The sequence below is a fragment of the Kineococcus terrestris genome (assembly GCF_041020755.1).
Lineage (GTDB): Bacteria > Actinomycetota > Actinomycetes > Actinomycetales > Kineococcaceae > Kineococcus > Kineococcus terrestris.
On the sequence record NZ_JBEUEI010000003.1, the window covers coordinates 1 to 17,788 of the forward strand.

At 74.1% G+C, this 17,788-nt stretch carries 33 protein-coding genes and 1 tRNA gene; 6 read left to right on the forward strand and 28 right to left on the reverse strand.

Translation table 11 applies throughout. The features are described 5' to 3' along the window. Positions 1 to 133 precede the first annotated feature (133 nt). The 25 genes from AB8M62_RS02575 to AB8M62_RS02695 all read right to left on the reverse strand — a co-directional run bounded on the left by AB8M62_RS02575 (position 134) and on the right by AB8M62_RS02695 (position 12,303). Positions 134 to 322, reverse strand: coding sequence for a hypothetical protein (locus AB8M62_RS02575; protein WP_369068554.1), 189 nt, complete (start codon positions 320 to 322; stop codon positions 134 to 136). After that, entirely contained in the window at positions 319 to 684 is a 366-nt protein-coding gene (locus tag AB8M62_RS02580) for a hypothetical protein (protein ID WP_369068555.1), read from the reverse strand. Before AB8M62_RS02580 ends, AB8M62_RS02575 begins: the two co-directional genes overlap by 4 nt. Further along, positions 684 to 923: a DUF3263 domain-containing protein gene (locus tag AB8M62_RS02585; RefSeq protein ID WP_369068556.1), complete on the reverse strand. Its 240-nt coding sequence runs from the start codon at positions 921 to 923 to the stop codon at positions 684 to 686. Before AB8M62_RS02585 ends, AB8M62_RS02580 begins: the two co-directional genes overlap by 1 nt. Positions 924 to 1,070: 147 nt before the next feature. After that, on the reverse strand, positions 1,071 to 1,886 hold the full coding sequence (locus tag AB8M62_RS02590; protein ID WP_369068557.1) for a hypothetical protein: 816 nt from the start codon (positions 1,884 to 1,886) through the stop codon (positions 1,071 to 1,073). Then, positions 1,883 to 2,017: a hypothetical protein gene (locus tag AB8M62_RS02595; protein ID WP_369068558.1), complete on the reverse strand. Its 135-nt coding sequence runs from the start codon at positions 2,015 to 2,017 to the stop codon at positions 1,883 to 1,885. The genes AB8M62_RS02590 and AB8M62_RS02595 overlap by 4 nt, the downstream gene beginning before the upstream one ends. Next, entirely contained in the window at positions 2,014 to 2,448 is a 435-nt protein-coding gene (locus tag AB8M62_RS02600; protein ID WP_369068559.1) for a hypothetical protein, read from the reverse strand. Before AB8M62_RS02600 ends, AB8M62_RS02595 begins: the two co-directional genes overlap by 4 nt. After that, entirely contained in the window at positions 2,438 to 2,884 is a 447-nt protein-coding gene (locus AB8M62_RS02605; protein WP_369068560.1) for a hypothetical protein, read from the reverse strand. The genes AB8M62_RS02600 and AB8M62_RS02605 overlap by 11 nt, the downstream gene beginning before the upstream one ends. Next, positions 2,877 to 3,164, reverse strand: coding sequence for a hypothetical protein (locus tag AB8M62_RS02610; protein WP_369068562.1), 288 nt, complete (start codon positions 3,162 to 3,164; stop codon positions 2,877 to 2,879). The genes AB8M62_RS02605 and AB8M62_RS02610 overlap by 8 nt, the downstream gene beginning before the upstream one ends. After that, positions 3,161 to 3,679 (reverse strand): hypothetical protein, encoded by a 519-nt coding sequence (locus AB8M62_RS02615; protein ID WP_369068563.1) that lies wholly within the window; start codon positions 3,677 to 3,679, stop codon positions 3,161 to 3,163. The genes AB8M62_RS02610 and AB8M62_RS02615 overlap by 4 nt, the downstream gene beginning before the upstream one ends. Continuing rightward, positions 3,676 to 4,527, reverse strand: a complete 852-nt coding sequence (locus AB8M62_RS02620) for a hypothetical protein (RefSeq protein ID WP_369068564.1) — start codon at positions 4,525 to 4,527, stop codon at positions 3,676 to 3,678. Before AB8M62_RS02620 ends, AB8M62_RS02615 begins: the two co-directional genes overlap by 4 nt. A gap of 3 nt (positions 4,528 to 4,530) precedes the next feature. Then, on the reverse strand, positions 4,531 to 4,884 hold the full coding sequence (locus AB8M62_RS02625) for a hypothetical protein (protein ID WP_369068566.1): 354 nt from the start codon (positions 4,882 to 4,884) through the stop codon (positions 4,531 to 4,533). Continuing rightward, entirely contained in the window at positions 4,881 to 5,738 is an 858-nt protein-coding gene (locus AB8M62_RS02630; protein WP_369068567.1) for a hypothetical protein, read from the reverse strand. Before AB8M62_RS02630 ends, AB8M62_RS02625 begins: the two co-directional genes overlap by 4 nt. Before the next feature lie 197 nt (positions 5,739 to 5,935). Further along, positions 5,936 to 6,151 (reverse strand): hypothetical protein, encoded by a 216-nt coding sequence (locus AB8M62_RS02635; RefSeq protein ID WP_369068568.1) that lies wholly within the window; start codon positions 6,149 to 6,151, stop codon positions 5,936 to 5,938. Next, the gene (locus AB8M62_RS02640) at positions 6,148 to 6,939 is read right to left on the reverse strand and encodes a ParB/RepB/Spo0J family partition protein (RefSeq protein ID WP_369068570.1); all 792 of its coding nucleotides are present in this window, start codon (positions 6,937 to 6,939) and stop codon (positions 6,148 to 6,150) included. Before AB8M62_RS02640 ends, AB8M62_RS02635 begins: the two co-directional genes overlap by 4 nt. Further along, positions 6,936 to 7,058: a hypothetical protein gene (locus AB8M62_RS02645; protein WP_369068571.1), complete on the reverse strand. Its 123-nt coding sequence runs from the start codon at positions 7,056 to 7,058 to the stop codon at positions 6,936 to 6,938. Before AB8M62_RS02645 ends, AB8M62_RS02640 begins: the two co-directional genes overlap by 4 nt. Beyond that, on the reverse strand, positions 7,058 to 7,624 hold the full coding sequence (locus AB8M62_RS02650) for a hypothetical protein (protein WP_369068572.1): 567 nt from the start codon (positions 7,622 to 7,624) through the stop codon (positions 7,058 to 7,060). The genes AB8M62_RS02645 and AB8M62_RS02650 overlap by 1 nt, the downstream gene beginning before the upstream one ends. Continuing rightward, positions 7,621 to 8,844 (reverse strand): DNA polymerase III subunit beta family protein, encoded by a 1,224-nt coding sequence (locus tag AB8M62_RS02655; RefSeq protein WP_369068574.1) that lies wholly within the window; start codon positions 8,842 to 8,844, stop codon positions 7,621 to 7,623. The genes AB8M62_RS02650 and AB8M62_RS02655 overlap by 4 nt, the downstream gene beginning before the upstream one ends. Next, positions 8,841 to 9,305 carry a hypothetical protein gene (locus AB8M62_RS02660; RefSeq protein WP_369068575.1) on the reverse strand — a complete coding sequence of 155 codons (465 nt, stop codon included), beginning with the start codon at positions 9,303 to 9,305 and terminating at the stop codon, positions 8,841 to 8,843. Before AB8M62_RS02660 ends, AB8M62_RS02655 begins: the two co-directional genes overlap by 4 nt. Then, the gene (locus AB8M62_RS02665; RefSeq protein ID WP_369068576.1) at positions 9,302 to 9,544 is read right to left on the reverse strand and encodes a hypothetical protein; all 243 of its coding nucleotides are present in this window, start codon (positions 9,542 to 9,544) and stop codon (positions 9,302 to 9,304) included. The genes AB8M62_RS02660 and AB8M62_RS02665 overlap by 4 nt, the downstream gene beginning before the upstream one ends. 98 nt (positions 9,545 to 9,642) lie before the next feature. After that, positions 9,643 to 10,791 carry a TIGR-Tas system RNA-guided endonuclease gene (gene tas / locus AB8M62_RS02670; protein WP_369068577.1) on the reverse strand — a complete coding sequence of 383 codons (1,149 nt, stop codon included), beginning with the start codon at positions 10,789 to 10,791 and terminating at the stop codon, positions 9,643 to 9,645. A gap of 1 nt (position 10,792) precedes the next feature. Beyond that, on the reverse strand, positions 10,793 to 11,344 hold the full coding sequence (locus AB8M62_RS02675; RefSeq protein ID WP_369068578.1) for a hypothetical protein: 552 nt from the start codon (positions 11,342 to 11,344) through the stop codon (positions 10,793 to 10,795). A 131-nt stretch (positions 11,345 to 11,475) separates the two neighbouring features. Beyond that, positions 11,476 to 11,673: a hypothetical protein gene (locus tag AB8M62_RS02680; RefSeq protein ID WP_369068580.1), complete on the reverse strand. Its 198-nt coding sequence runs from the start codon at positions 11,671 to 11,673 to the stop codon at positions 11,476 to 11,478. Continuing rightward, positions 11,670 to 11,831 carry a hypothetical protein gene (locus AB8M62_RS02685; protein WP_369068581.1) on the reverse strand — a complete coding sequence of 54 codons (162 nt, stop codon included), beginning with the start codon at positions 11,829 to 11,831 and terminating at the stop codon, positions 11,670 to 11,672. Before AB8M62_RS02685 ends, AB8M62_RS02680 begins: the two co-directional genes overlap by 4 nt. Further along, entirely contained in the window at positions 11,828 to 12,073 is a 246-nt protein-coding gene (locus AB8M62_RS02690; protein ID WP_369068582.1) for a helix-turn-helix domain-containing protein, read from the reverse strand. Before AB8M62_RS02690 ends, AB8M62_RS02685 begins: the two co-directional genes overlap by 4 nt. Further along, complete coding sequence (locus AB8M62_RS02695) at positions 12,070 to 12,303, reverse strand: helix-turn-helix domain-containing protein (protein WP_369068583.1); 234 nt, start codon at positions 12,301 to 12,303, stop codon at positions 12,070 to 12,072. The genes AB8M62_RS02690 and AB8M62_RS02695 overlap by 4 nt, the downstream gene beginning before the upstream one ends. 143 nt (positions 12,304 to 12,446) lie before the next feature. On the opposite strand from AB8M62_RS02695, the gene AB8M62_RS02700 reads away from it, so the two are divergent. From AB8M62_RS02700 to AB8M62_RS02710, 3 genes are all read left to right on the forward strand, one after another. Beyond that, on the forward strand, positions 12,447 to 12,773 hold the full coding sequence (locus AB8M62_RS02700) for a helix-turn-helix domain-containing protein (protein ID WP_369068584.1): 327 nt from the start codon (positions 12,447 to 12,449) through the stop codon (positions 12,771 to 12,773). Between the two features lie 185 nt (positions 12,774 to 12,958). After that, positions 12,959 to 13,510: a hypothetical protein gene (locus AB8M62_RS02705; protein WP_369068585.1), complete on the forward strand. Its 552-nt coding sequence runs from the start codon at positions 12,959 to 12,961 to the stop codon at positions 13,508 to 13,510. Continuing rightward, positions 13,494 to 13,757: a hypothetical protein gene (locus AB8M62_RS02710; protein WP_369068586.1), complete on the forward strand. Its 264-nt coding sequence runs from the start codon at positions 13,494 to 13,496 to the stop codon at positions 13,755 to 13,757. The genes AB8M62_RS02705 and AB8M62_RS02710 overlap by 17 nt, the downstream gene beginning before the upstream one ends. Positions 13,758 to 13,760: 3 nt before the next feature. On the opposite strand, the gene AB8M62_RS02715 is transcribed toward AB8M62_RS02710, so the two are convergent. Continuing rightward, positions 13,761 to 15,356 carry a tyrosine-type recombinase/integrase gene (locus AB8M62_RS02715; RefSeq protein ID WP_369068587.1) on the reverse strand — a complete coding sequence of 532 codons (1,596 nt, stop codon included), beginning with the start codon at positions 15,354 to 15,356 and terminating at the stop codon, positions 13,761 to 13,763. A 140-nt stretch (positions 15,357 to 15,496) separates the two neighbouring features. On the opposite strand from AB8M62_RS02715, the gene AB8M62_RS02720 reads away from it, so the two are divergent. Genes AB8M62_RS02720 through AB8M62_RS02730 form a run of 3 tightly spaced genes read left to right on the forward strand, consistent with a single transcriptional unit; the run spans position 15,497 to position 16,535 of the window. Next, on the forward strand, positions 15,497 to 16,123 hold the full coding sequence (locus AB8M62_RS02720) for a sigma-70 family RNA polymerase sigma factor (protein WP_369068588.1): 627 nt from the start codon (positions 15,497 to 15,499) through the stop codon (positions 16,121 to 16,123). Between the two features lie 28 nt (positions 16,124 to 16,151). Next, the gene (locus AB8M62_RS02725) at positions 16,152 to 16,289 is read left to right on the forward strand and encodes a hypothetical protein (RefSeq protein WP_369068590.1); all 138 of its coding nucleotides are present in this window, start codon (positions 16,152 to 16,154) and stop codon (positions 16,287 to 16,289) included. A 3-nt stretch (positions 16,290 to 16,292) separates the two neighbouring features. Beyond that, positions 16,293 to 16,535: a hypothetical protein gene (locus AB8M62_RS02730; RefSeq protein WP_369068591.1), complete on the forward strand. Its 243-nt coding sequence runs from the start codon at positions 16,293 to 16,295 to the stop codon at positions 16,533 to 16,535. Positions 16,536 to 16,939: 404 nt separating this feature from the next. Here the strand turns inward: AB8M62_RS02730 and AB8M62_RS02735 are convergent. Both AB8M62_RS02735 and orn read right to left on the reverse strand, forming a co-directional pair. Then, a tRNA-His gene (locus AB8M62_RS02735) sits at positions 16,940 to 17,015 on the reverse strand. A gap of 98 nt (positions 17,016 to 17,113) precedes the next feature. After that, positions 17,114 to 17,737, reverse strand: coding sequence for an oligoribonuclease (orn, locus tag AB8M62_RS02740; RefSeq protein ID WP_369052578.1), 624 nt, complete (start codon positions 17,735 to 17,737; stop codon positions 17,114 to 17,116). Positions 17,738 to 17,788 lie beyond the last annotated feature (51 nt).

Consider the following 17,788-nt stretch of genomic DNA (forward strand, 5'->3'; position numbering starts at 1 on the left):
GGCGGGGGGGCGCGGGGGGGGGGCGCGCCCCCGCGCCGCCCCGCGGGGGCGGGGGGGCGCCAACCCCCCCCCCCCCCCCCCCCCCCCCCCCCCCCCCCCCCCCCCCCCCCCCCCCCCCCCCCCCGGGATCGGGTCAGAGCTTGCGGTGCCCGTGCGGGGAGTAGACGCCCACGATGCGGTCGTCGCGCACCACGAGGCCGTCGTCGGACTCGGCCAGGCCGAGGGCGACGGCCTCGTCGTAGGCGATGCTGGTGAAGTCGAGCGGGTTGTCGGCGTCGGCCATCCGCTCGGCGATGCGCTCGTTGAGGATGTCGAGGTTCACCACTGCCTGCTCCAGTGCGGTCGGGGTCCGTTCTCGCGTGGTGCGGCGCGGCGGGTGCCGTCGCCGCGGGAGCGGTTGCAGGTGGCCAGCAGCAGGCGGTCGGCGACTGTGCCGCCGCGGGAGCGGGCGCGGTCGCCGTGGTCGGCCTCCAGGGCCATGCCGTCGACGTTGAGGGCGGCGTCGCGCCACATCGGCAGGCCGCGGCCCGGGGGCCGGCCCGCCTTGCGGCAGGGGCAGCCGGGGCCGCAGTCGGTGCACGGGCACGGGGCGCCGTCGACGTGGGCGCGCAGCAGGGCGGCGCGCTGCTGCTGGTGGGCCCAGCCGAGGCCGCGCTGGTGGGCGGTCTTGCGGGGGGCGCCCATCAGGCGACCCGGCGGGTGGTGCGCCGCGCGTTGCGCTGGTCGCGGTAGCGGCGCAGGCGGTGCACGGTGGCGGGGGCGTAGGCCAGGGCGTCCTCGCGCTCGAGCAGGGCGTTCAGCCGCTGCCAGGCGCGGGTGACGTTGCCGAACTCGACGTGCAGCCGGGCGGCGGTGACGCGCTCGTCGAGGGTGGGCAGCTGCCCGACGACGTCGAGCAGGCGCTGCTCGCTGGGCTGCAGCACGGGCGGCCTCCCCGGGGGTGTGAAGGTGGCCGGGGGCCCGGGCTCGAACCACTTGTGAGGTGGGAGCACACCGGGCCACCCGGCCGTGTGCGGGGACAGCGATGCCCCCGACTCGTCACACCATACCGGCTTAGGCAGTAGCGGCGCCTACACGGAAGGTCCGACACGCGGGTGATCGCGCGTCCCGCCGACGGCGGCGGCCAGCTGCCGGGGCGGGCGCTGGCTGGTCTGCAGGTGCGCGGTGCAGGCCGTGACGGCGGCCGCGACGTCGTAGACGGGGCGGCGCCGCTCGTCGTGGCCGGCGCGGGTCAGGACGCCGCGGCTGGCCCAGCGGCGCACGAGGTCGTGGTCGATGACGCGCTCGAAGCGGTGCGACAGGTACGTGGCCAGCTGCACCGCGGTGAGGTGGGCGTCGGTGTAGGTGCCCATGCGGGCCGCCCAGCCGCGCACGCCGTCGGTGACGCCGCAGCGCGGGCAGGTGATGGTCTCGGCGCCGCGCGGCCAGTACAGGCGGGCCTCGCAGGGGGTGCCGACGTCGAGGCCGACGGGGCAGCGGCCGATGTAGACCGCGTCGGGCCGGTCGGGGTGTGCGACGCGGTCCAGGCGTGCGGCGACCTCGTCGAGCTCCACGGCCGCGGCGGGGCCGACGTCCTCGTGCTCGGCCAGCCAGTCGACGTGCTCGCCGAGCCAGGCGGCCAGGTGGGGCACGGACCCGTCGCCCAGGTCGCGCGGGCAGACGGCCCGCTCGTCGGCGACGGTCTCGCACCAGGAGCCGAGCAGGCGGGCGGCGTCCGCGCGGGCCTCGTAGGCGTTGACGTCGATGGGCAGCTTGGACTCCGGCTTGCCGGCCCGGCCGCCGCCGGCGCCCTGCACCAGGCGCGGCGGGTCGAGGGTCAGGTGCCAGACGGCGGTGATGGTGGCGAGCGCGGCGGTGAGTCGGCCGGCGGTCTGGCTGGGGGTCACGCGGCGAGCTCCTCTGCGGGGCAGTCGATGCGGTCGATCCACGACTTCACGGTGTCGGTGCGGGCGGTCCAGGCGGCGTCGCGTCCGCAGCGGGGGCACGGCGCGACGTAGGTGATGGCAGCGCTGTTCACGTCGCCTCCGGGGTGTGCTCGTCGAGGACTGCGCGCAGCTCGTGAGCCGCGCCCATCTGCTCCGAATCACCGAAGGCTCGCGCCGCCTTCATCCACCCGTCGGACAGCTCGCGCAGGGCGGCGACGAGGCGGGCTTCCCGCGCCACCACCCGCTCGTGCTCCTGGGCCAGTTCGGTGTAGGCGGCGGCGACGCTGTCGGCGCCCTGCTCGACGCGCTCGACCCACCTCCTGGCTTCCACAAGCTCGGCGCGGGAGACGACGTGCGGGGCGAGAGCGACGGCGACCTTCTGCGCCTGGTGCTCGGGGTGCCCCTGCCCGTCACGGCACCGCCACCCACAGGTGCAGCGGACGCGCATGGGGTCCCAGCCGTGCCGTTGGTCGAGGACGTCCTGGACGACTTCGCGGGCCTCGTCGGGCAGGTCACCGGTCACGGTCGGCCTCCCGCATCGTGCAGCCGGTCCAGCACATCGACGTGTGGGACGACGGCAGGGCACACGGGAAGCAGTCGAACCGGTACCCGTTCTTGATCTTGTCCGGCTCATGCCACGAGTTCGCGCACGGCTTCGCGCACGGCTTCTCGTCCTCAACCACGTAGGCGGGCGTCAGATCGCTTCCACTGAAGGTGAGCACGCAGTCGTCGCACTGGTACTCGTAGGGCTCGTAGCAGTTCGTCTCGGCGCCACAGGCACCGCAGGCGGGCGCCTGGTGTTCCGCTGCTGGTAGCGGGGACAGCGCGACATCAGTCACCTCACGCTGCTCCCAGTGTTCGTCCACGCTGTCCTCCACCACGTCGATGATCTGCTGCCCGTCCACCCATGCGGGCGCGGGCTCCTTGCGGGTGCTGCGGGTCTTCGGCGTCTCAGCCACGGTCGTCCTCCTCGGCCTGGTCGAAGGCGGCGAGCAGGGCGGCCTCGTCGACGACGGGCTCCCATGCCGGCCGGAGGATGGCGGTGCGGGGTTGCTCGTCGAGCGGGTGCAGCGTGTCGAGCAGCTCGCGACCGGCGACGCGGGTGGCGGCATCCAGCGGGATCTCGGCGACACCGGTGGCGATGCCGTGCTCGTCGACGTCCTCGACGGGACGCGGAGCCTCCAGGAACAGGCGGCGGGCGAGGCGGCCCTGGAAGGTGTCGCGGGAGGGCAGGTTCACGAGGGCTCCTCGGTGATGGTCAGGACGATGGTGGGGCGGTCGGCGGCCTCGCCGGGGCGCAGATCGGGGCCGACGAGGTGGCGGTCGTTGTCGTCGGGCAGGAACCCGGAGTCGACGAGGAGGCCGTCCAGGAGGGCCTTGAGGGTGGGGGCGAGGTTCAGGACGTCGCGGTTGCGGGTGGTGGTCGGGTAGTGGACGACGGCCAGGACGTGGACGCGCTGCACGCCGCGGGGCAGGCGGTTGGTGAGGGCGAGGATCCGGCCGTGCTCGCGCCAGACGGCGACCTTGTGGGCTCGGGGGCGCCAGTGCTCGCGCTGGTTCGCGGTCAGCCACATGGCGCGGCGCTGAGCGTCGAGGAGGGCCGGCACCCGCACCGTCCATGTGCGCGGGCCAGCCGGCAGCTGGGCCAACGCCTGTCGGCCGGCCGCCCGGGTAGACGGGTCGGTAGAGGTGGCGGCGACGACGGCGTCGATGGCGGCCTGGTTGCGGTCGGAAAACAGCGGCTGAGGGTTCACGCGGCGGGGTCCTTCCGGATGCCGTTGCGGTGGCGGAGCTTCTGGACGGCGGCAGGGCTGGGCAGCCCGGCGCGCACGGCGATCTCGGAGTCGCTGTGGCCGGCGCGGTGCAGCTGGCGGACGCGGTCGATGACGACGGTGTCGGTGGCCTGGAAGCGGTGCGGGCCGCTGCTCAGGCCCTGCGGCTGGGCGTCGGGGTCGTCGAGGGACTCGTCGTCCCACGCGGCCGGCGGGGCCCAGCTCTTCCTGCGGGCGTAGGCGCGGGCGCCGGGGGAGCCGCCGTCCAGGTGGGACAGCTGGAGGTAGGCCTCGGTGATGGCGGCGGCGATCTGCGGGTGGGTCAGCTGCCGGCCGTTGTCGCCGCGGACGTCGGACAGGGTCATGACGGGCAGGCCGGTGCGTTGGGAGAGGGTCTGCAGGCTCCAGCCCATCCAGGTGAGGGCCTGCATGCGGCGGCGTGCGCCCAGGCGGGACAGGTGCCCGCGGGTGGGTGCACCGGCGGTCAGGACGGCGCGCACGGTGCGGTGGTTCAAGCGGCGCACGAGGCCCTTGGCGCGCATCTTCACGATCTCCTGCACGGTGACCAGAGGCAGGCCGGTGGCGGAGGCGATGGCGGCGGGTGTCCACCCGCGCTGCAGCCAGTCGTCGATGCGGGCGTCGGCGGCGGCGCGCTGGTTCGGCAGGACACCGGCGCCGTGGAGCTTCTTGGTGCGCGTGTTCGCGCGCTTGCACGGCTCGCACCTGCAGGTGGTCCACCGGGATCCGGGACGGCGGATGCAGCTCTGGTGGGCGGTCGCGCCGGCAGGTGCGGTCGTCCGGGTACCGGCGTAGGCGGTGGCGGTGGGCATGGGTCAGTGCTCCTGGGTGAGCAGGTCGGCCAGGTGGGCGACGGTGGAGTCGTCGGCGGTGAGGTGCCCGCGGTCGGCGAGGCGGTCGAAGACGTCGCCGACGGCGCCGAGGACGCGGGAGTCGATGAACACCTTGGGGGTGGTGGGGTGCCCGGCGGTGGCGGCGTGCTGGTCGGCGAGGGTGCTCGCCAGGTGGGACAGGGCCTTGAGGTAGTCGGCGGTCAGGCCGAGGGCCAGGCCGTTGTCGTCGCTGGGGCTGTCCAGGTAGCCGCGGGCGGCGGCGCGCAGGGCGGGCACGCGGGCGGTGGCGGCCTGCAGAGGCGTGGGGCTGGTGGGGGTGTGGTCGGGGTTGCTCACTGGACTGCCTTCCGGTCGGCCGCGCACAGGCGGCAGGTGCTGGCGTCTTCGCGTTCGTGGCCGTACTCGGTGCAGCGGGGGCCCTTGACGACGGCGAGGGTCTTGCCGGGGTCAGGTAGGGCCTGCCAGACCCCGAGCCAGGCCTGGGCGTAGGCGGCGGGGGCGTCGGGGCGCCAGGCCTGCACGGCGGCCTTCACGAGGCGCTTGTCGCCGTGCTTGGCGACCAAGGCGCTGATGGTCGCGACCTGGTCGGCGGTGAGCTTGTCCCAGCGCACGACGAGGCGGGCGGCGTCGAGGGCGGTGCGCAGGATCTCGACGTCCATGGGTAGTTCGGGCTGCTCGAGCGGCGGCGGCGGCTGCTCGCCGCGCGCGTGCGCGGCTTCTGCTGCCGCAGCAGCAGAAGGGACGGGTACGGGTACGGGTACGGGTACGGGGTTCGATTCCGCTTCGTCGTTGCTTCCCCCAGGTGAAGCACTTGCTTCTTCGTTGCTTGGCGTGTGCTTCGCGGCGGCGCGTCCGCGGCGGACCTTCCCGGAGACCTGCCCGCCCTTGCGGCCGGCCTCGGCGCGCTTGCGGCGCTGCTCCTCGGCGTCCTCGCGGGAGGGCTGGAAGTCGTGCCAGTCGTGGAAGCGCCAGCCGCCGTTGGTGACCTCCCACAGGCGGGCGGCGACGAGGGCGTCGATCTCGCTGGTGGTGGCGCCGAGCGCCGCGGGGATGCCGGCGGGGACGAACCCGTCGGTGAGGTGGTGGGCGACCCAGGCTGCGGAGCGGACCCACAGGCCGGCGGGGGCCAGACCGATGGCGAGGAACTTGGGGTGGAACGCGAGGCCGTCGTCGACCTTGAACCAGGGCACCGGTCACCTCCTTCGTGGTTGTCGGGGCTGCGTGTCATGCGGGTCGCAGCAGGGGTGGGTGTCGGAGATCTCGGCCATGGCGGGCGCGAGGGGCTTGGTGCAGACGGCGCACACGGGCCCGGGCGGTGCCCGGTGCGGGCGGGGCGCGCGGCCGGCGTCGGTGGTCATCGGCCAGCGCCGGCCAAGGTCGTCGGGGCTCACGTGGCCTCGCGCAGCGCCTCGAGCAGGTACTCGCCGAAGGAGGCGAGCGCGACGTGTCCGGTGAGGCCGTGGGCGGCGGCGGCGTCGAGGGCGCTGGCCAGTTCGTGCCAGGCGTCCCAGCGCAGCGACAGCTCCATGTGCTCGCTGTCGGTGGACTCCACGGCGCTGCGCAGCTCCTCGCTCGCGGCGCGCAGCACCTCCTCGGGGTTCATGCGGCACCGGCCAGGCGCAGCTGCTGGCGGTAGGTCATCCGCGCTGCGCGGCAGGCGGGGCAGGGCTCCTCACCGCGGCGGGTGTGCCGGACGAAGGCTGCGTTGGTGCCGCACGGCTGCGGGGTGCGCTCGGCCGGGGTCTGGCTGGTCTGCTGCGGGGCGGGCGGTTCCTCGACGGTCGGCGTGGACGCCTTGGCGCGGTGGGCGAGCGCGTCGAGCTGCTCGATGAGCGCGGCGGCGTCGTCGGCGCTGAGGCCGTGGCTGGCCCGCTCGCGCCAGCTGTCGATGAGGTCGCGCAGCTGGCCGGTGGGCAGGCGGGTGCCGCCGGGCCTCTTGCCGGTGGTGGGCACGTGGGCGGCCCACTTCTTCACCGTGGCCACGGAGACGCTGAGGGAGTCGGCGATGCCCTGCCAGGTGCAGCCGGCGTCGCGCAGGTCGTGCAGGGCCTGGCGTCGCTCGTCGTGGTCGAGGCCGCGGCGCATGAGGTTCTCGTGCAGGGCCTGCATGAGGAACTCGTCGTCCTCGAGGACCTCGCGGTGCACGAGGGCGGGGACGCTGGCCAGGCCGGCCAGGCGGGCGGCGGCCAGGCGCCGGTGCCCGGCGCGCAGCCGGAACCCGGGCCCGTAGCGCTCGACGACGAGGGGCTGCATGACGCCGTAGCGCTTGATGCTGCCGGTCAGGTCGCGCAGGTCGCCGAGGTCGCGGCGCACGTTGTGGGGGTGGAAGCGGACGTCGGCGACGCGGATGCGGGCGACGACGACGTCGGGCTGGGGGCGGCTGGCGCTCACTTCGGGTTCCTCCTGCTCTGCTCGCGGTTCTCGTGGGCCTGGGCGGCGCAGACGACCCACGCGCCAAGGCAGGTGCCGGATGCCAGGCCGACGAGCCCGGCGCCGATGACGAGGTCCATCAGCTGGCTTCCTGCGCGTGGGAGGCCAGGACGAGGGCGTCCCAGATCCGCTCGGCGGTCAGGGCGTCGCCCATCGCGGTGTGCGGGTCGTGCTGGACGACGTCGAGCAGCTGCGCGCAGTGCGCCAGGCCGCCGACCTCGGCGGAGCCGGCGAACCCGGCCGTCATGGCCTCCACGTCCCGCAGCCGGTAGTGCCAGGAGGGGATCGCGTCGTACCTGCGCAGGAACCGCTCGAGGGTCTCGGTGTCGAACCAGGGGCAGGCCCCGACGATCGTGGCCTCGTGGGTCAGCTCGACGATGCGGCGAGCGGCCTGGTGCGGCTGCACGGTGCGGGTCTGCGGTTCGCCCTTGCCGGTCAGCCAGCGCCCGACGGGGTGGCGGTCGTAGTAGCCGCCGATGCGCAGGCTGGCGGGGTCGGCGCTGGTGATGTCGACGGGCAGCATCGCCTCCCAGGTGGTGCGCCGGCCGTCGAGGTCGCGGCGGATGATGGCGACCTCCCAGGCCTGCCGGTCCGGCAGCAGGGACGTGGTCTCGGTGTCCAGGAACACCAGGGGGCGGGCGCTCACAGGACACCGTCCCGGAGGCGAACCGGCATGAGCAGGTAGCGGGCGGGGCTGTCTGGCGCCGACAGGATCAGCGGCCGGGTCGGGTGGGTCAGGCCGAGGGCGATGCGCTCGTCGGCGACGACGTCGAGGCCGTCGAGGAGGAAGTCCGGCTGGACGGCGGTGGTGAAGGGCTCGGTGAGGGTGCCGGGCTGGCAGGGGATGGTCGTACTGGCGGCGCAGTCGCTCGTGGAGAGCTGCTGGTTGGTGCGGACGGTCAGCGCCGTGCCGGTGAAGTGCAGGACCACGGGCGTGTGGCCGCTGACGGCTTCGGCGATGCGGCGCACGGCCTGGCGCAGCGCGGTCCGCTCGACGTGCAGCGTGTACTTCGGGTCGCTCCACAGGGAGCGGACCTTGGGGTAGGGGGAGTCCAGGAGCGGGACCCGCAGCGACCGGTGGGCGCCGACGTTGAAGGTCAGGGCGTCCAGCTTCTTGCCCTCGAGCGTCTCCTGACGGTCCAGGCTCAGGGTGGCGGAGCCGTCGCGGCGGGCGAGCTTGGCGGCGAGGACCAGCGCGGAGGAGGGGACGAGCGCGGTGAAGCCGTCCGGGACGGCGGTGGGGACGGTGACCTCGGTGAGGCGGTAGCGGTCGGTGCCGCTGGCGGTCAGGTGCCCCTGGTGCTCCTCCAGGTAGACGTGGTTGAGCACCGGCAGGGTGGGGTCGGTGTCGGCGGAGGTGACCGCTCGGGTCAGCTGCTGCAGCTGCTCGCCGGTGAGGGTGGCGATGTGTTCGCCGGCGGACCGCTGGGAGGTGGGCCAGGTGTCGCCGGTGTTGAGGAGCAGCAGGCGGTAGGTGGTCCCGTCGCCGACGAGCTGCAGAGCGACGTAGCCGTCGTCGACGTTGTCGGACAGACCGTCGACGAGGCTCAGGTGCAGCTCGTGACCGTGGCCGATGGCGCGCACCAGGCCGGTGAGCGCACGGGCCGAGACGACGAGGGCCCCGGCCGGGCCGAGGTCGAGGGCCCTGACGTCGTCGACGGTGCTCAGCTGCGCGTGGGCCCAGGTGTGCCCGTCGGTGCGCTCGATGAGGAGGACGCCGCCGTGATGGCTGATGCGTACTCCGTGCTGCAGGGGGCGCTGCAGGCGGCGGGGCATGGCCGCGTTGACGTCGGCCAGCGCGGAGATCAGGTCGCTGGACTGCACGCGCACGGTGGTCGGGGTGGAGGTGAGGACGGTGGCGCTCATCGCGTGGGGGTCTCCTGTCGGCTGGGCTGGCGGGTGAGGCGGTAGGAGCGGGCCTGCTTGCCGCTGTTCCGGCCGCGGGCGTCGGTGTTGGGGATCCAGCCGGTGAACTCCAGGACGCCGGCGGTGCACAGGGCCTGGTAGGTGGCGCCGATGACGCGCGGGTAGACGCGGTAGTCGGTGCTGCCGTCGGCGTTCGTGACGGCCAGGCGGGCTCGGACCCCGTTGGGGTCGACGGCTCCGCCGTGGGCGGCGGCCTCGGCGAGGATGGCGCTGACGACTTCGCGGCGGTCGTTGGCGTGCAGCGGGTTGCCGTTGACCAGGGCGCAGACGGCGGCGACGTCGTCGACGGTGTCCGCGGGGCGGTGCGGTGCGCGCGGCGGACGGGTGCCGGTGGTGGGCGCTGTGGTGGGCGTCGCCAGGACCTCGAGCAGGTCGAGGGTGCCGCAGGGTCCCGTGCTCATCGTGCGCTCCGGGCGGTGCGCAGGTGGGCCTCGACGTCGAGGAGGAGGTTGAAGCGGTCGCCGGGCTCCATGCGCTTGCGGCGCATGACGGCGCGCTGCAGGTGGGTGGGCAGCTTCGGCCAGCAGGCGGAGCAGAGGATCTTGGGGGCGGCGACGGCGCGGCCGCAGGAGCCGACGCAGCCGTCGGTGGGGCGCCGGCGGGTGGGTCCGGCGTGTCGCCGGGCGGCGGAGGAGTCCATGTCGGTGACCTTCCGTGGTGGTCGAGTGAACGGCTAGCGGCTACCGGGGATTGAGGTAGCAGCGGGCGCGCGAGGACGCGGACGGATGGGCGTCAGAGCTAGTGGGCTGCAGCCTCGTGGTGCAGCCGGCGGGCCTCGATCCAGAGGTCACGCAGGAGCGCCTTGGTGGTGACGCGCATGGCGTCGTTGTGGCTGTGGGCGTCGGTCCACTCGGGGTGGGTCATGAGGGTGTGCGCGCGGCGGGCGTCGTACACGTCGCGGTAGGGCGAGCGGGCCCGGGTGATGCCGTTCTTCATCGGCTCACCGGTCTGCTTGATGCAGGCCTCGGCGATGACGTAGGCGCGGGAGCCGGCGGAGACTGACCAGTTGGCGCGCTGGCCCTTGCGGCGGCGGGCGGCGTCGCCGTCGATGACGTGGCGGCCGCAGTAGGCCCACAGGGCGGAGACGGTGCGAGGGCCGGCGGGGACGCGGACGGTGCCGTCCTCGTGCAGGAGGTCTTCGCGCCAGTAGGGGTCGCCGATGGCGGCGAGCAGGCGAGCGGCCTGCTTGTTGCCGACGCCGGCCTGGGCCTTGACCCAGGGGCCGAGGGGGTGGGCCTTCATGGCCTTCTCGAGGTTGCGGGTGGCGTCCTTCTCCAGCTGCTTGAGGGTGTCGACGATCGCGGTGAGGGTGGCGACCTGGGGGTGCTCGGCGGTCAGGCCGGCGCCGCGGATGCGGCCGTCGCTGTCCTCGACGTCGCGGGTGAGCATCCGCAGCCGGTTCGCGTTGGCGTTCGCGGTGCGCTCGATGTCGTCGAGCGCCGCGGCGGCCAGCAGGAGGGTGGGGTCCAGCAGCAGCGGCGCACCACGGCGGGGTCGCGAATCTGCGCTGGCCGCTGCTGCTGGAGTTGTGCCCTGCTCCGACGGGGGGTCAGTGGTGACCGCGGGGTCAGTGGTCGGAGCAGGAGTTGAGGCCCCCGCCGGCGGACCTTCTACGGGCGTCGTGTCCGACCTGGCCGGCGGGGGAGTAGTGGGCCCACCAGCAGCAGCGAGCGTTGGCTGGGTAGCGACTGGCGCCTGGCTGCTGCTGGTGGGAGTAGAGCCCTGCCCGGCGGCCGAGTGGTGGGCATCGAGGCCAACTTGGCCGGGCAGGGAGTTGGTGGGGTCCTGGAGGATTCGGGCGCGGCGGGCGATGCCCTCGGCGCTGGGCTTCAGCTGCAGGTTGGGGCCGTTCTCGCCGACGATGTAGCGGGTCTGCTCGATGGTCATCTCAGGCCGCCTTCACGAGGCGCTCGGCGACGGAGACGGGTAGGCCCGCGACGGTGTCGGCCTGGTGCACGCTGAGGGCGTCGGCCAGCTCGGTCCAGCCCTGGGCGCGGGCCATGGTGTGGCGGGCGTGACGGCGCAGCCGGTCGGCCATGGCGAGCAGGTCGTGACGGGTGAAGTCGCCCAGGTGCTTGTTGGTGCCGTCGGCCGCGGGGTAGATCTCCCGCAGCCGCTCACGCCAGTCGGCGTTGATGGCGCGGATCTTGGAGGAGACGTGCTTGCGGGGGGCGTCCGGCGGCAGGTTGCCGTCGTCGCTCACCTGCTGCAGCTGCGGTGCCGGCTGCACGGGTCCGGCGATGGAGCCGGTCTGCCGGGAGCGGGAGGCGACCAGGCGGACGTAGGAGGGCAGGACCTCACGCAGGGCGTCGGCGTAGTCCTGCGGGTCGATGCCGGCGAGGACGGCGTCGGCGATCTCGCGCCAGTCGGTGAGGTCGCTGGCGTTGATGAGCTCGCGGATCATCGAGCGCACCGTCCTGTCGGTCGTCGTGGTGCTCATGGGTTCTCCCGGTGAAGTGGTGGCCGCCAGGCGCGACGAGTACGGGTACCGAAGGGGCTGTGGCCTGGCGGTTGCTGTGGGGTGGTGCCGCTGGATCCGCCGGAGTCCGGTGTCGCGGCGGATCCAGCGGGTCAGGGAGTGCGCGGCGCGGCGGCCGGCGCGGGTGCCCGGGTGGGCTCGGGCAGACAGCGCCGGGCGTCGGCCAGGCGCTCCTTCTCGCGGGCCTGGGCGCGCTCGTCGAGGGCGGGGACGGCCATGAGGCTGAGGCTGACGATGCCGGCGACGACGCACAGCAGGGCGTAGCCGACGAGGACGACCTGGACGCTCACGCCGGCACCGCCTCGCGGCAGCGCTGGGGGCAGCTGACGGGGGCGCCGGGCAGACAGCTGTCGCAGCGGCCGTGGATGTTGAGGGTGCGCCGCTGGCAGGTGTTGCAGGGCACGGAGCGCTCTCGCGGCTGGTGCACCTCGTGGCTGGTGCGGTTCATCGTGCGGTCCTCCGCTTCCTGGGTCGGCTGTGGGCGGCGTAGCTTCGGGCCGTCATGAGCAGGGGGTCGCTGGCCGCTCGGTGGCAGACGGCCAGGAAGTCGTCGACGTCGCTCTGCAGGAAGCGGCGGTAGCGGCCGATCTTGCGGGAGCCGATCTCACCCCGGCGAGCGGCCTTGTCGACCCAGCTGCGCGGGACGCGCAGCTGAGCGGCCACGTCGTCCGCGGTCAGGGTCTCGGTCATGGCGCGCTGACGGTGCTGGGGCCGGCACCGTCGAGCAGGTCGGCGACGGTGAGGTCCAGGGCGCGGGCCAGGGCGCACAGGGTGCTGGTGCGCGCATCGCTGGAGCGCTCGAGGGCGGCGACAGTGGACTGCCCGATGCCCGCTTCGGCGGCCAGGCGGTGCTGCGTCCAGTTGCGCGCCTCGCGCTCTCGGCGGATGCGGTCCGCGAGGTGCGTCGTCGTGGTGGGCATGCCCCATGTCTACCGGCTAACGGATTACGGGTCAAGCGTTGGAGTGACGGGATGTCGCACGAGGTCTGGCGGATGGGTGAAGTTGGGGCGCGTCAGCCTCGTTCACCCTTTACCCGGTAACCGCTAAGGTCGATGCTGACCACATGCCCACCGCTTGCCTGGAGATGCCGCTCATGCCTTCGTGGCCGACGGACGATGCCGGCACCCGCCAGCGCTGGCAGGCCGTGGGTGCCGAGGTGCGCGCCGCCCGCCTCGAGCGCGAGATGTCGCAGGCCGACCTGGCCGAGCGCATCGGCGTGCGCCAGAACGTCGTCTCCGAGGACGAGCGCGGCAAGGAGCGCGGCATCCCGATCCACCGCCTGGTGGCCTACGCCCAGGCGCTGAACATGGACTACGAGCTGCTCGCGCAGATGGCCTACGGGCTGAACCCGCCGCGCCCGGGCGAGAGCTTCCGCCGCCGCACCGGCTGACCCTCGACGGAGGGCCACGACCCCGAGTCGGGGTCAGTGCGTAGTGCGCAGCGCACTTATCACTTCGTATGCGGCGCAACGGTTTACACGGTGTGCGACCAGCTAGCAGGTCACGCAGCGTGAGTTAGCGCGCGCTCTCACACCGTGCTGTCATGCCCCTACAGCGAGTTTGGGGGGTTCTGATCTTGCACCGCTTCTTCCTGCCGGCTCTGACGACGATGACGGTCGTCTCGTGGGGCCTGGTCCTGTGGTTGTCCTTCGTCCAGCCGGCCGGGACGCCGGCCCGCTTCTGCACCGTCGCCGCCATCACCACGACGGCGGTCTGGATGCTCCTGTCCATCGGGGAACCTGTCCTGCTCGCACCGGGCGAGCAGCACCGCCGCCAGCGCCTGTGGCTGGTCGGCTTTAGCACGGCGGCCGGCCTGGGGCTGGCCGGTCTCGGCGTCTGGACGCTCGTGGGCCCGCCGACCACGGCCTCCCGGGCCGCGACCGCGGTGGTGGCCGCGGCCTGCGTGCTCGCGCTGCGCCTGCGCATCCGCCGCAGCAAGGACGCCTGGCGCGACGGCTACCGGCAGGGCCGCGAGGAGGCCCTGGCGGACCTGCCCTACCTGAGCGGGGTCCGCGACGCGGCCGCGGACGCCCGCGCCGGCAGGCCGACGGCCACCGTCCGCGCTGGTCGCACGCCGCGGCGCCTGAGCGTGGTCAGAGGGGAGGTGCGGCGTGAACCTGTCCAGTAGCACCCGCCAGTTCCTCGGGGGGCTGTTCCTCGGCAAGGCCGTCGCGGGCTTCCTCGTGACCCTGGGGTGGGTGTTCTTCGAGCCGGACAGCTGGGCGGCCAACACCCGGGTCGGGTGGCTGGTCTTCATCGTGGCCGTCCTGTGCGCCGTGATCGGCGTCTGGCTGCAGGTGGCCCGCTCCCGTGACGCCTGGCGGGCAGGCTACCGAGCGGGACTGGAGGAGGCCCGCACACGGCACCGCCCGTGAGGATCAGGCTGCCGGGCCGGTGCCGGGCAGCTGCGCGACGTCGGGCAGCTCGAGCAGAGGGCTGACGACGCTCACCTCCTCGACCAGCTCACCGACGAGGGTGTCGGGGAGCGCTTCAGGCAGCGCCGTCGAGAGCGCGGCGGCGGCGGCCTGCGCGGCCAGGCCCTGCGTGTCGGCGGCCAGGTGGCCGTACACGTCGACGGTGGTCTGGATGGACTCGTGGCCCAGGCGCCGCTGGATGATCGGCAGCGGGACACCCGCGGCGATCAGCCACGAGGCGTGCGAGTGCCGCAGGTCGTGGATGCGGGGGGTCTTGCCGATGCCGGCGCGCTCGACGGCGGGGCGCCAGACCCGCGGGTGGAAGTTCTGGTGGTGCACGGTGCCGCCCTGGGGGCCGGTGAAGACGTAGCCGCCGCCGCGGCGGGCGGTCGCCGGGCCGCGCAGCTGGCGCAGCAGATCGGCGATCTGCGGGGGCAGGGACACGGTGCGCACGCCGCGGCGGGTCTTGGGCGCGCCGATCTCGCGGACCTTGCCGCCCTGGTTGACGCCGGCGCCGCGCTTCCACGCGCGCGAGACGCGCAAGGTGGGCACGGGCGCCTCGAGGTCGAGGTCGCCCCATGTCAGGGCGGTGGCCTCGCCCCAGCGCAGGCCGGTGCCGGCCAGCAGCGCCACGAGCGGCTGCCAGTACGGCTCGACGGCGGCCAGCACGCGCGCGAACTCGCCCTCGGTGAGGAAGGTCATCTCCTCGCGGGTGCCTGAGGGCAGGCGCAGCCCGCGGCAGGGGTTGTCCGGGCGGTGCCCGGCGTCGACGGCGGAGGCCATCACCGTGGACAGCAGCCCGTGGGCGTTGGCGATGGTCTTCGCGCTGGTCGGGGTCCCGCGCCGGGTCAGCGTCCGGGTCTGCTGCGCGACCCAGCGGGCCACGTGGTCGCGGGTCAGGGTGTCCAGCGGGTACTCGCCCAGGGTGGGCAGCCACGTGCGCGCAGCCAGACGTCGGTACTCGGCCACGGTGCCGTCGGTGACGCCGGCGGCGTGCGCCAGGTGGTGCTCCAGCCAGTCGCGCAGCAGCGGGACCGCGCCGACGATGTTGCCGCGGCGAGCGCGAGCAAGGTCCAGGGCCGCGTCCCCGCCCAGGCGGGCGACGAGGTCGACGAGCTGGTTCGCGCTGGCCGGCGTGTCCATCGTCACAGATGTCTGCGCGCCGTCGCTGAGGGTGAACATCACCCGGTAGGCGATCGAGCCGTCCGCGCGGGGGCGGGCGTCGATGTGCGCCCCACGGCCGCGGCGCCGGCGCGGGCCCGAGCGCCCCGCGGCCAGGTGCGCCACGTTGCAGCAGGCCGGGTCCACCGCGCACGGCTCCGGCAGCGCGACGTCGCCGCGCCAGCCGTGCTCGGCGACCCACGCGACGTGGTGCGGGCGCACGCTCGTCGTGCCGGCCCGGTCGACCCGCGGCACCGTCCACGTGCCCTGCCCGGACTTCGCCCGGGCCCCCGTCCACGGCCAGCACTCCTGCGGTCCGCCGCACTCAACCCGCGCCCAGAACCGCTCACGCCGTTCCGGGGTGAGCGCTGCCAGGAACGCCTCAGCGGCCGTCGTCATGGCGCTCATGGTACGGACGGCCAGGCCAGCGTGGGTGTGACGTAGCACGCGGTTCGCTCACCCGGATGGCGCAACCCGCGCAGTTACGCTTGACACCGTAAGCCGGTAGGCGATGGGCGCCGCCGCAGGAGGAGCCGGGGATGCGCAGCGAGCGCACGGGCACGGGCAGGAGCGAGGCCGACGTCGAGACGTTCGTGCTGCGGCACTGGCCGGTGATGCTGCGCCTGGCGCGCAAGCAGATGCGCACCGCCCCCGCGATCGACCACGACGATGTCCTCTCCGACGCGGCGCTGGCGCTGCTGGAAGCCGCGCGCACCTACGACCCCGAGCGCGGGGGAGCGGAGGTCGCCCACGTCGTGCACACCGTGCGGTGGCGGATGATCGACCTGCACCGCACCCGCCGCGGCTACCCCGAGCGCCCGGACCGCGCGCCGCAGCGGCCGCGCCCGCGGGTGCTGCTGCTGTCGCTGGACGAGCCGGGCCCGGATGGGACGACGCTGGGGCAGGGGCTGTCCGCGGTCGCAGACCACGCCGAGGAGGTCGTCGACCGCCTCGCCGCGCGCCAGCTGCTCGCCGCGGCCTCGCCGGCGGACCGCCGGCTGCTGAGCGAGTACCACTGGGCGCGCCTGACGCTGCGTCAGCTCGGCGAGCGGCGCGGGTTCAGCGAGTCGCGCGCCTCTCGGGTCCTGACCCGCGCTCATGCCCGCCTGCGGGCCGTGCACGACGCCGACGACGCCCCGGACGCCCCGCAGGCCCTGGCCGGCTGAGCACGGCCCAGGACGGCGCCTGTCGGTCGTGGCTGGCACGGTGGCCGCCGTGGGGGAGGACGTCTTGAGGGGCGGGCTGGGCGACGTGCCGGGGAACCTGGAGCCGGGCGTAGTCGTCGATGGCGTGCAGGGTCACCCCGACCTGTGGTGGGACGGGCACCGCTGAGAGGTGTGGTGGCGGCAGCTGCCCGCCTGGCGGCGCCAGGAGCTGCTCGAGCTCGGCCACGGCGACCAGCCCCACGCCGTGGGCGGTAGCTGGATCGCAGACCTGCGCGGCGCGACCCACCCGGACCCCGACGCCGTCGAGCCGCCCCACGACCCGTGGAAGACCCGCCGGCCCTGGCAGCCGCCGCTCGTCCTGACGCCCGCCTTCCGGGTGTGGCTGGAGGAGATGCGCGCCGCCGGGCCCTGAGTGGGGCGGCCCTCACCGGTGCGCCAACACCGATGAGGGCCTTGATCCACCCCTGGAACAGGAGAAAAAGAGGGGCGGACCCGGAGCCGAGCTTCTCACACGCAGGGCACGGAGGGTCACGACGCACTCACCCGACCGGCCAGCGAAGACGGCGGCCCCCGCCGGCGCTCGAACACCGACGAGGGCCTTGATCCAACACCTGCTCGAACAGGAGAAGGACCCGCGGTGGATCGTCGCACAGTGGGCACGGTGCGGGTGACGGTGCTCACCCTGCCGGTGGTTGAGAGTGGCTGTCCCGCACGGGGTCAGCTACGCCCGTTTCCGTTAGCTTGCCTGTTTTCATTGCCGGGAGATGCAGCGAGGGCCCCTAAGCTACGTTTCCGCAGGTCAGGGGCCCTCGCCCGTGGGGTGAGTGACGGGACTTGAACCCGCGACTTCCTGGACCACAACCAGGTGCTCTACCAGCTGAGCTACACCCACCACGACGCCGTCCGCCCTCTCCGGGCACGCGGCGACGCAGCGAGGATACACGCCCGGCGCGGGCGCGGCCGCCGCCGGTCACCCGGGCGGGCGCGCGCTCAGCCGTGGGCCGCGGTGCCGTCCCCGGGCGCGAGCTCGTGGCGCTTGCCCGCGGCCTTCGCCGTCTCCGAGTCCGGCCCGGGCGCGGGCACGAACAGCACGTCCCGGTAGTACTTCAGCTCCTGCACGCTCTCGCGGATGTCCGCCAGCGCCCGGTGCCCGCCGTGCTTGGCGGGGGTGTGGAAGTACACGCGGGGGAACCAGCGCCGCGCCAGCTCCTTGATCGAGGACACGTCGACGATCCGGTAGTGCAGGTGCCCGGTCAGGCCGGGCATGTCGCGGGCCAGGAACGCGCGGTCGGTGTGCACCGAGCTGCCCGCCAGCGGCGCCTTCCGCGCCTCGGGGACCCACTGGCGCACGTACTCCAGCACCGCCTCCTCGGCCTCGGCCAGCGTCCGCCCGTGCGGCAGCTCCGCGAGCAGCCCCGAGGCGGTGTGCATGTCGACGACGACCTGCTCCATGCCCTCCAGCGCCTCCTGCGGCGGCTTGACCACGACGTCGACGCCCTCGCCGAGCACGTTGAGGTCGGCGTCGGTGACCAGGGCGGCGACCTCCACGAGCGCGTCGCGCTCCAGGTCCAGCCCGGTCATCTCGCAGTCGATCCACACGATCCGGTCCTGCACGCGGTCCTGGGCGCGCGCGCCGCCGGAGGGGGCCGGGCCGCCGCCGGACGG

Excerpts from the sequence above, each read along its gene's own strand:
- AB8M62_RS02580 (WP_369068555.1), bottom strand. The coding sequence starts at position 684 with ATGGGCGCCCCCCGCAAGACCGCCCACCAGCGCGGCCTCGGCTGGGCC.
- AB8M62_RS02620 (WP_369068564.1), bottom strand. The coding sequence starts at position 4,527 with ATGCCCACCGCCACCGCCTACGCCGGTACCCGGACGACCGCACCTGCC.
- AB8M62_RS02635 (WP_369068568.1), bottom strand. The coding sequence starts at position 6,151 with ATGAACCCCGAGGAGGTGCTGCGCGCCGCGAGCGAGGAGCTGCGCAGC.
- AB8M62_RS02645 (WP_369068571.1), bottom strand. The coding sequence starts at position 7,058 with ATGGACCTCGTCATCGGCGCCGGGCTCGTCGGCCTGGCATCCGGCACC.
- AB8M62_RS02655 (WP_369068574.1), bottom strand. The coding sequence starts at position 8,844 with ATGAGCGCCACCGTCCTCACCTCCACCCCGACCACCGTGCGCGTGCAG.
- AB8M62_RS02660 (WP_369068575.1), bottom strand. The coding sequence starts at position 9,305 with ATGAGCACGGGACCCTGCGGCACCCTCGACCTGCTCGAGGTCCTGGCG.
- AB8M62_RS02665 (WP_369068576.1), bottom strand. The coding sequence starts at position 9,544 with ATGGACTCCTCCGCCGCCCGGCGACACGCCGGACCCACCCGCCGGCGC.
- tas (WP_369068577.1), bottom strand. The coding sequence starts at position 10,791 with ATGACCATCGAGCAGACCCGCTACATCGTCGGCGAGAACGGCCCCAAC.
- AB8M62_RS02675 (WP_369068578.1), bottom strand. The coding sequence starts at position 11,344 with ATGAGCACCACGACGACCGACAGGACGGTGCGCTCGATGATCCGCGAG.
- AB8M62_RS02685 (WP_369068581.1), bottom strand. The coding sequence starts at position 11,831 with ATGAACCGCACCAGCCACGAGGTGCACCAGCCGCGAGAGCGCTCCGTG.
- AB8M62_RS02690 (WP_369068582.1), bottom strand. The coding sequence starts at position 12,073 with ATGACCGAGACCCTGACCGCGGACGACGTGGCCGCTCAGCTGCGCGTC.
- AB8M62_RS02695 (WP_369068583.1), bottom strand. The coding sequence starts at position 12,303 with ATGCCCACCACGACGACGCACCTCGCGGACCGCATCCGCCGAGAGCGC.
- AB8M62_RS02700 (WP_369068584.1), top strand. The coding sequence starts at position 12,447 with ATGCCCACCGCTTGCCTGGAGATGCCGCTCATGCCTTCGTGGCCGACG.
- AB8M62_RS02715 (WP_369068587.1), bottom strand. The coding sequence starts at position 15,356 with ATGACGACGGCCGCTGAGGCGTTCCTGGCAGCGCTCACCCCGGAACGG.
- AB8M62_RS02720 (WP_369068588.1), top strand. The coding sequence starts at position 15,497 with ATGCGCAGCGAGCGCACGGGCACGGGCAGGAGCGAGGCCGACGTCGAG.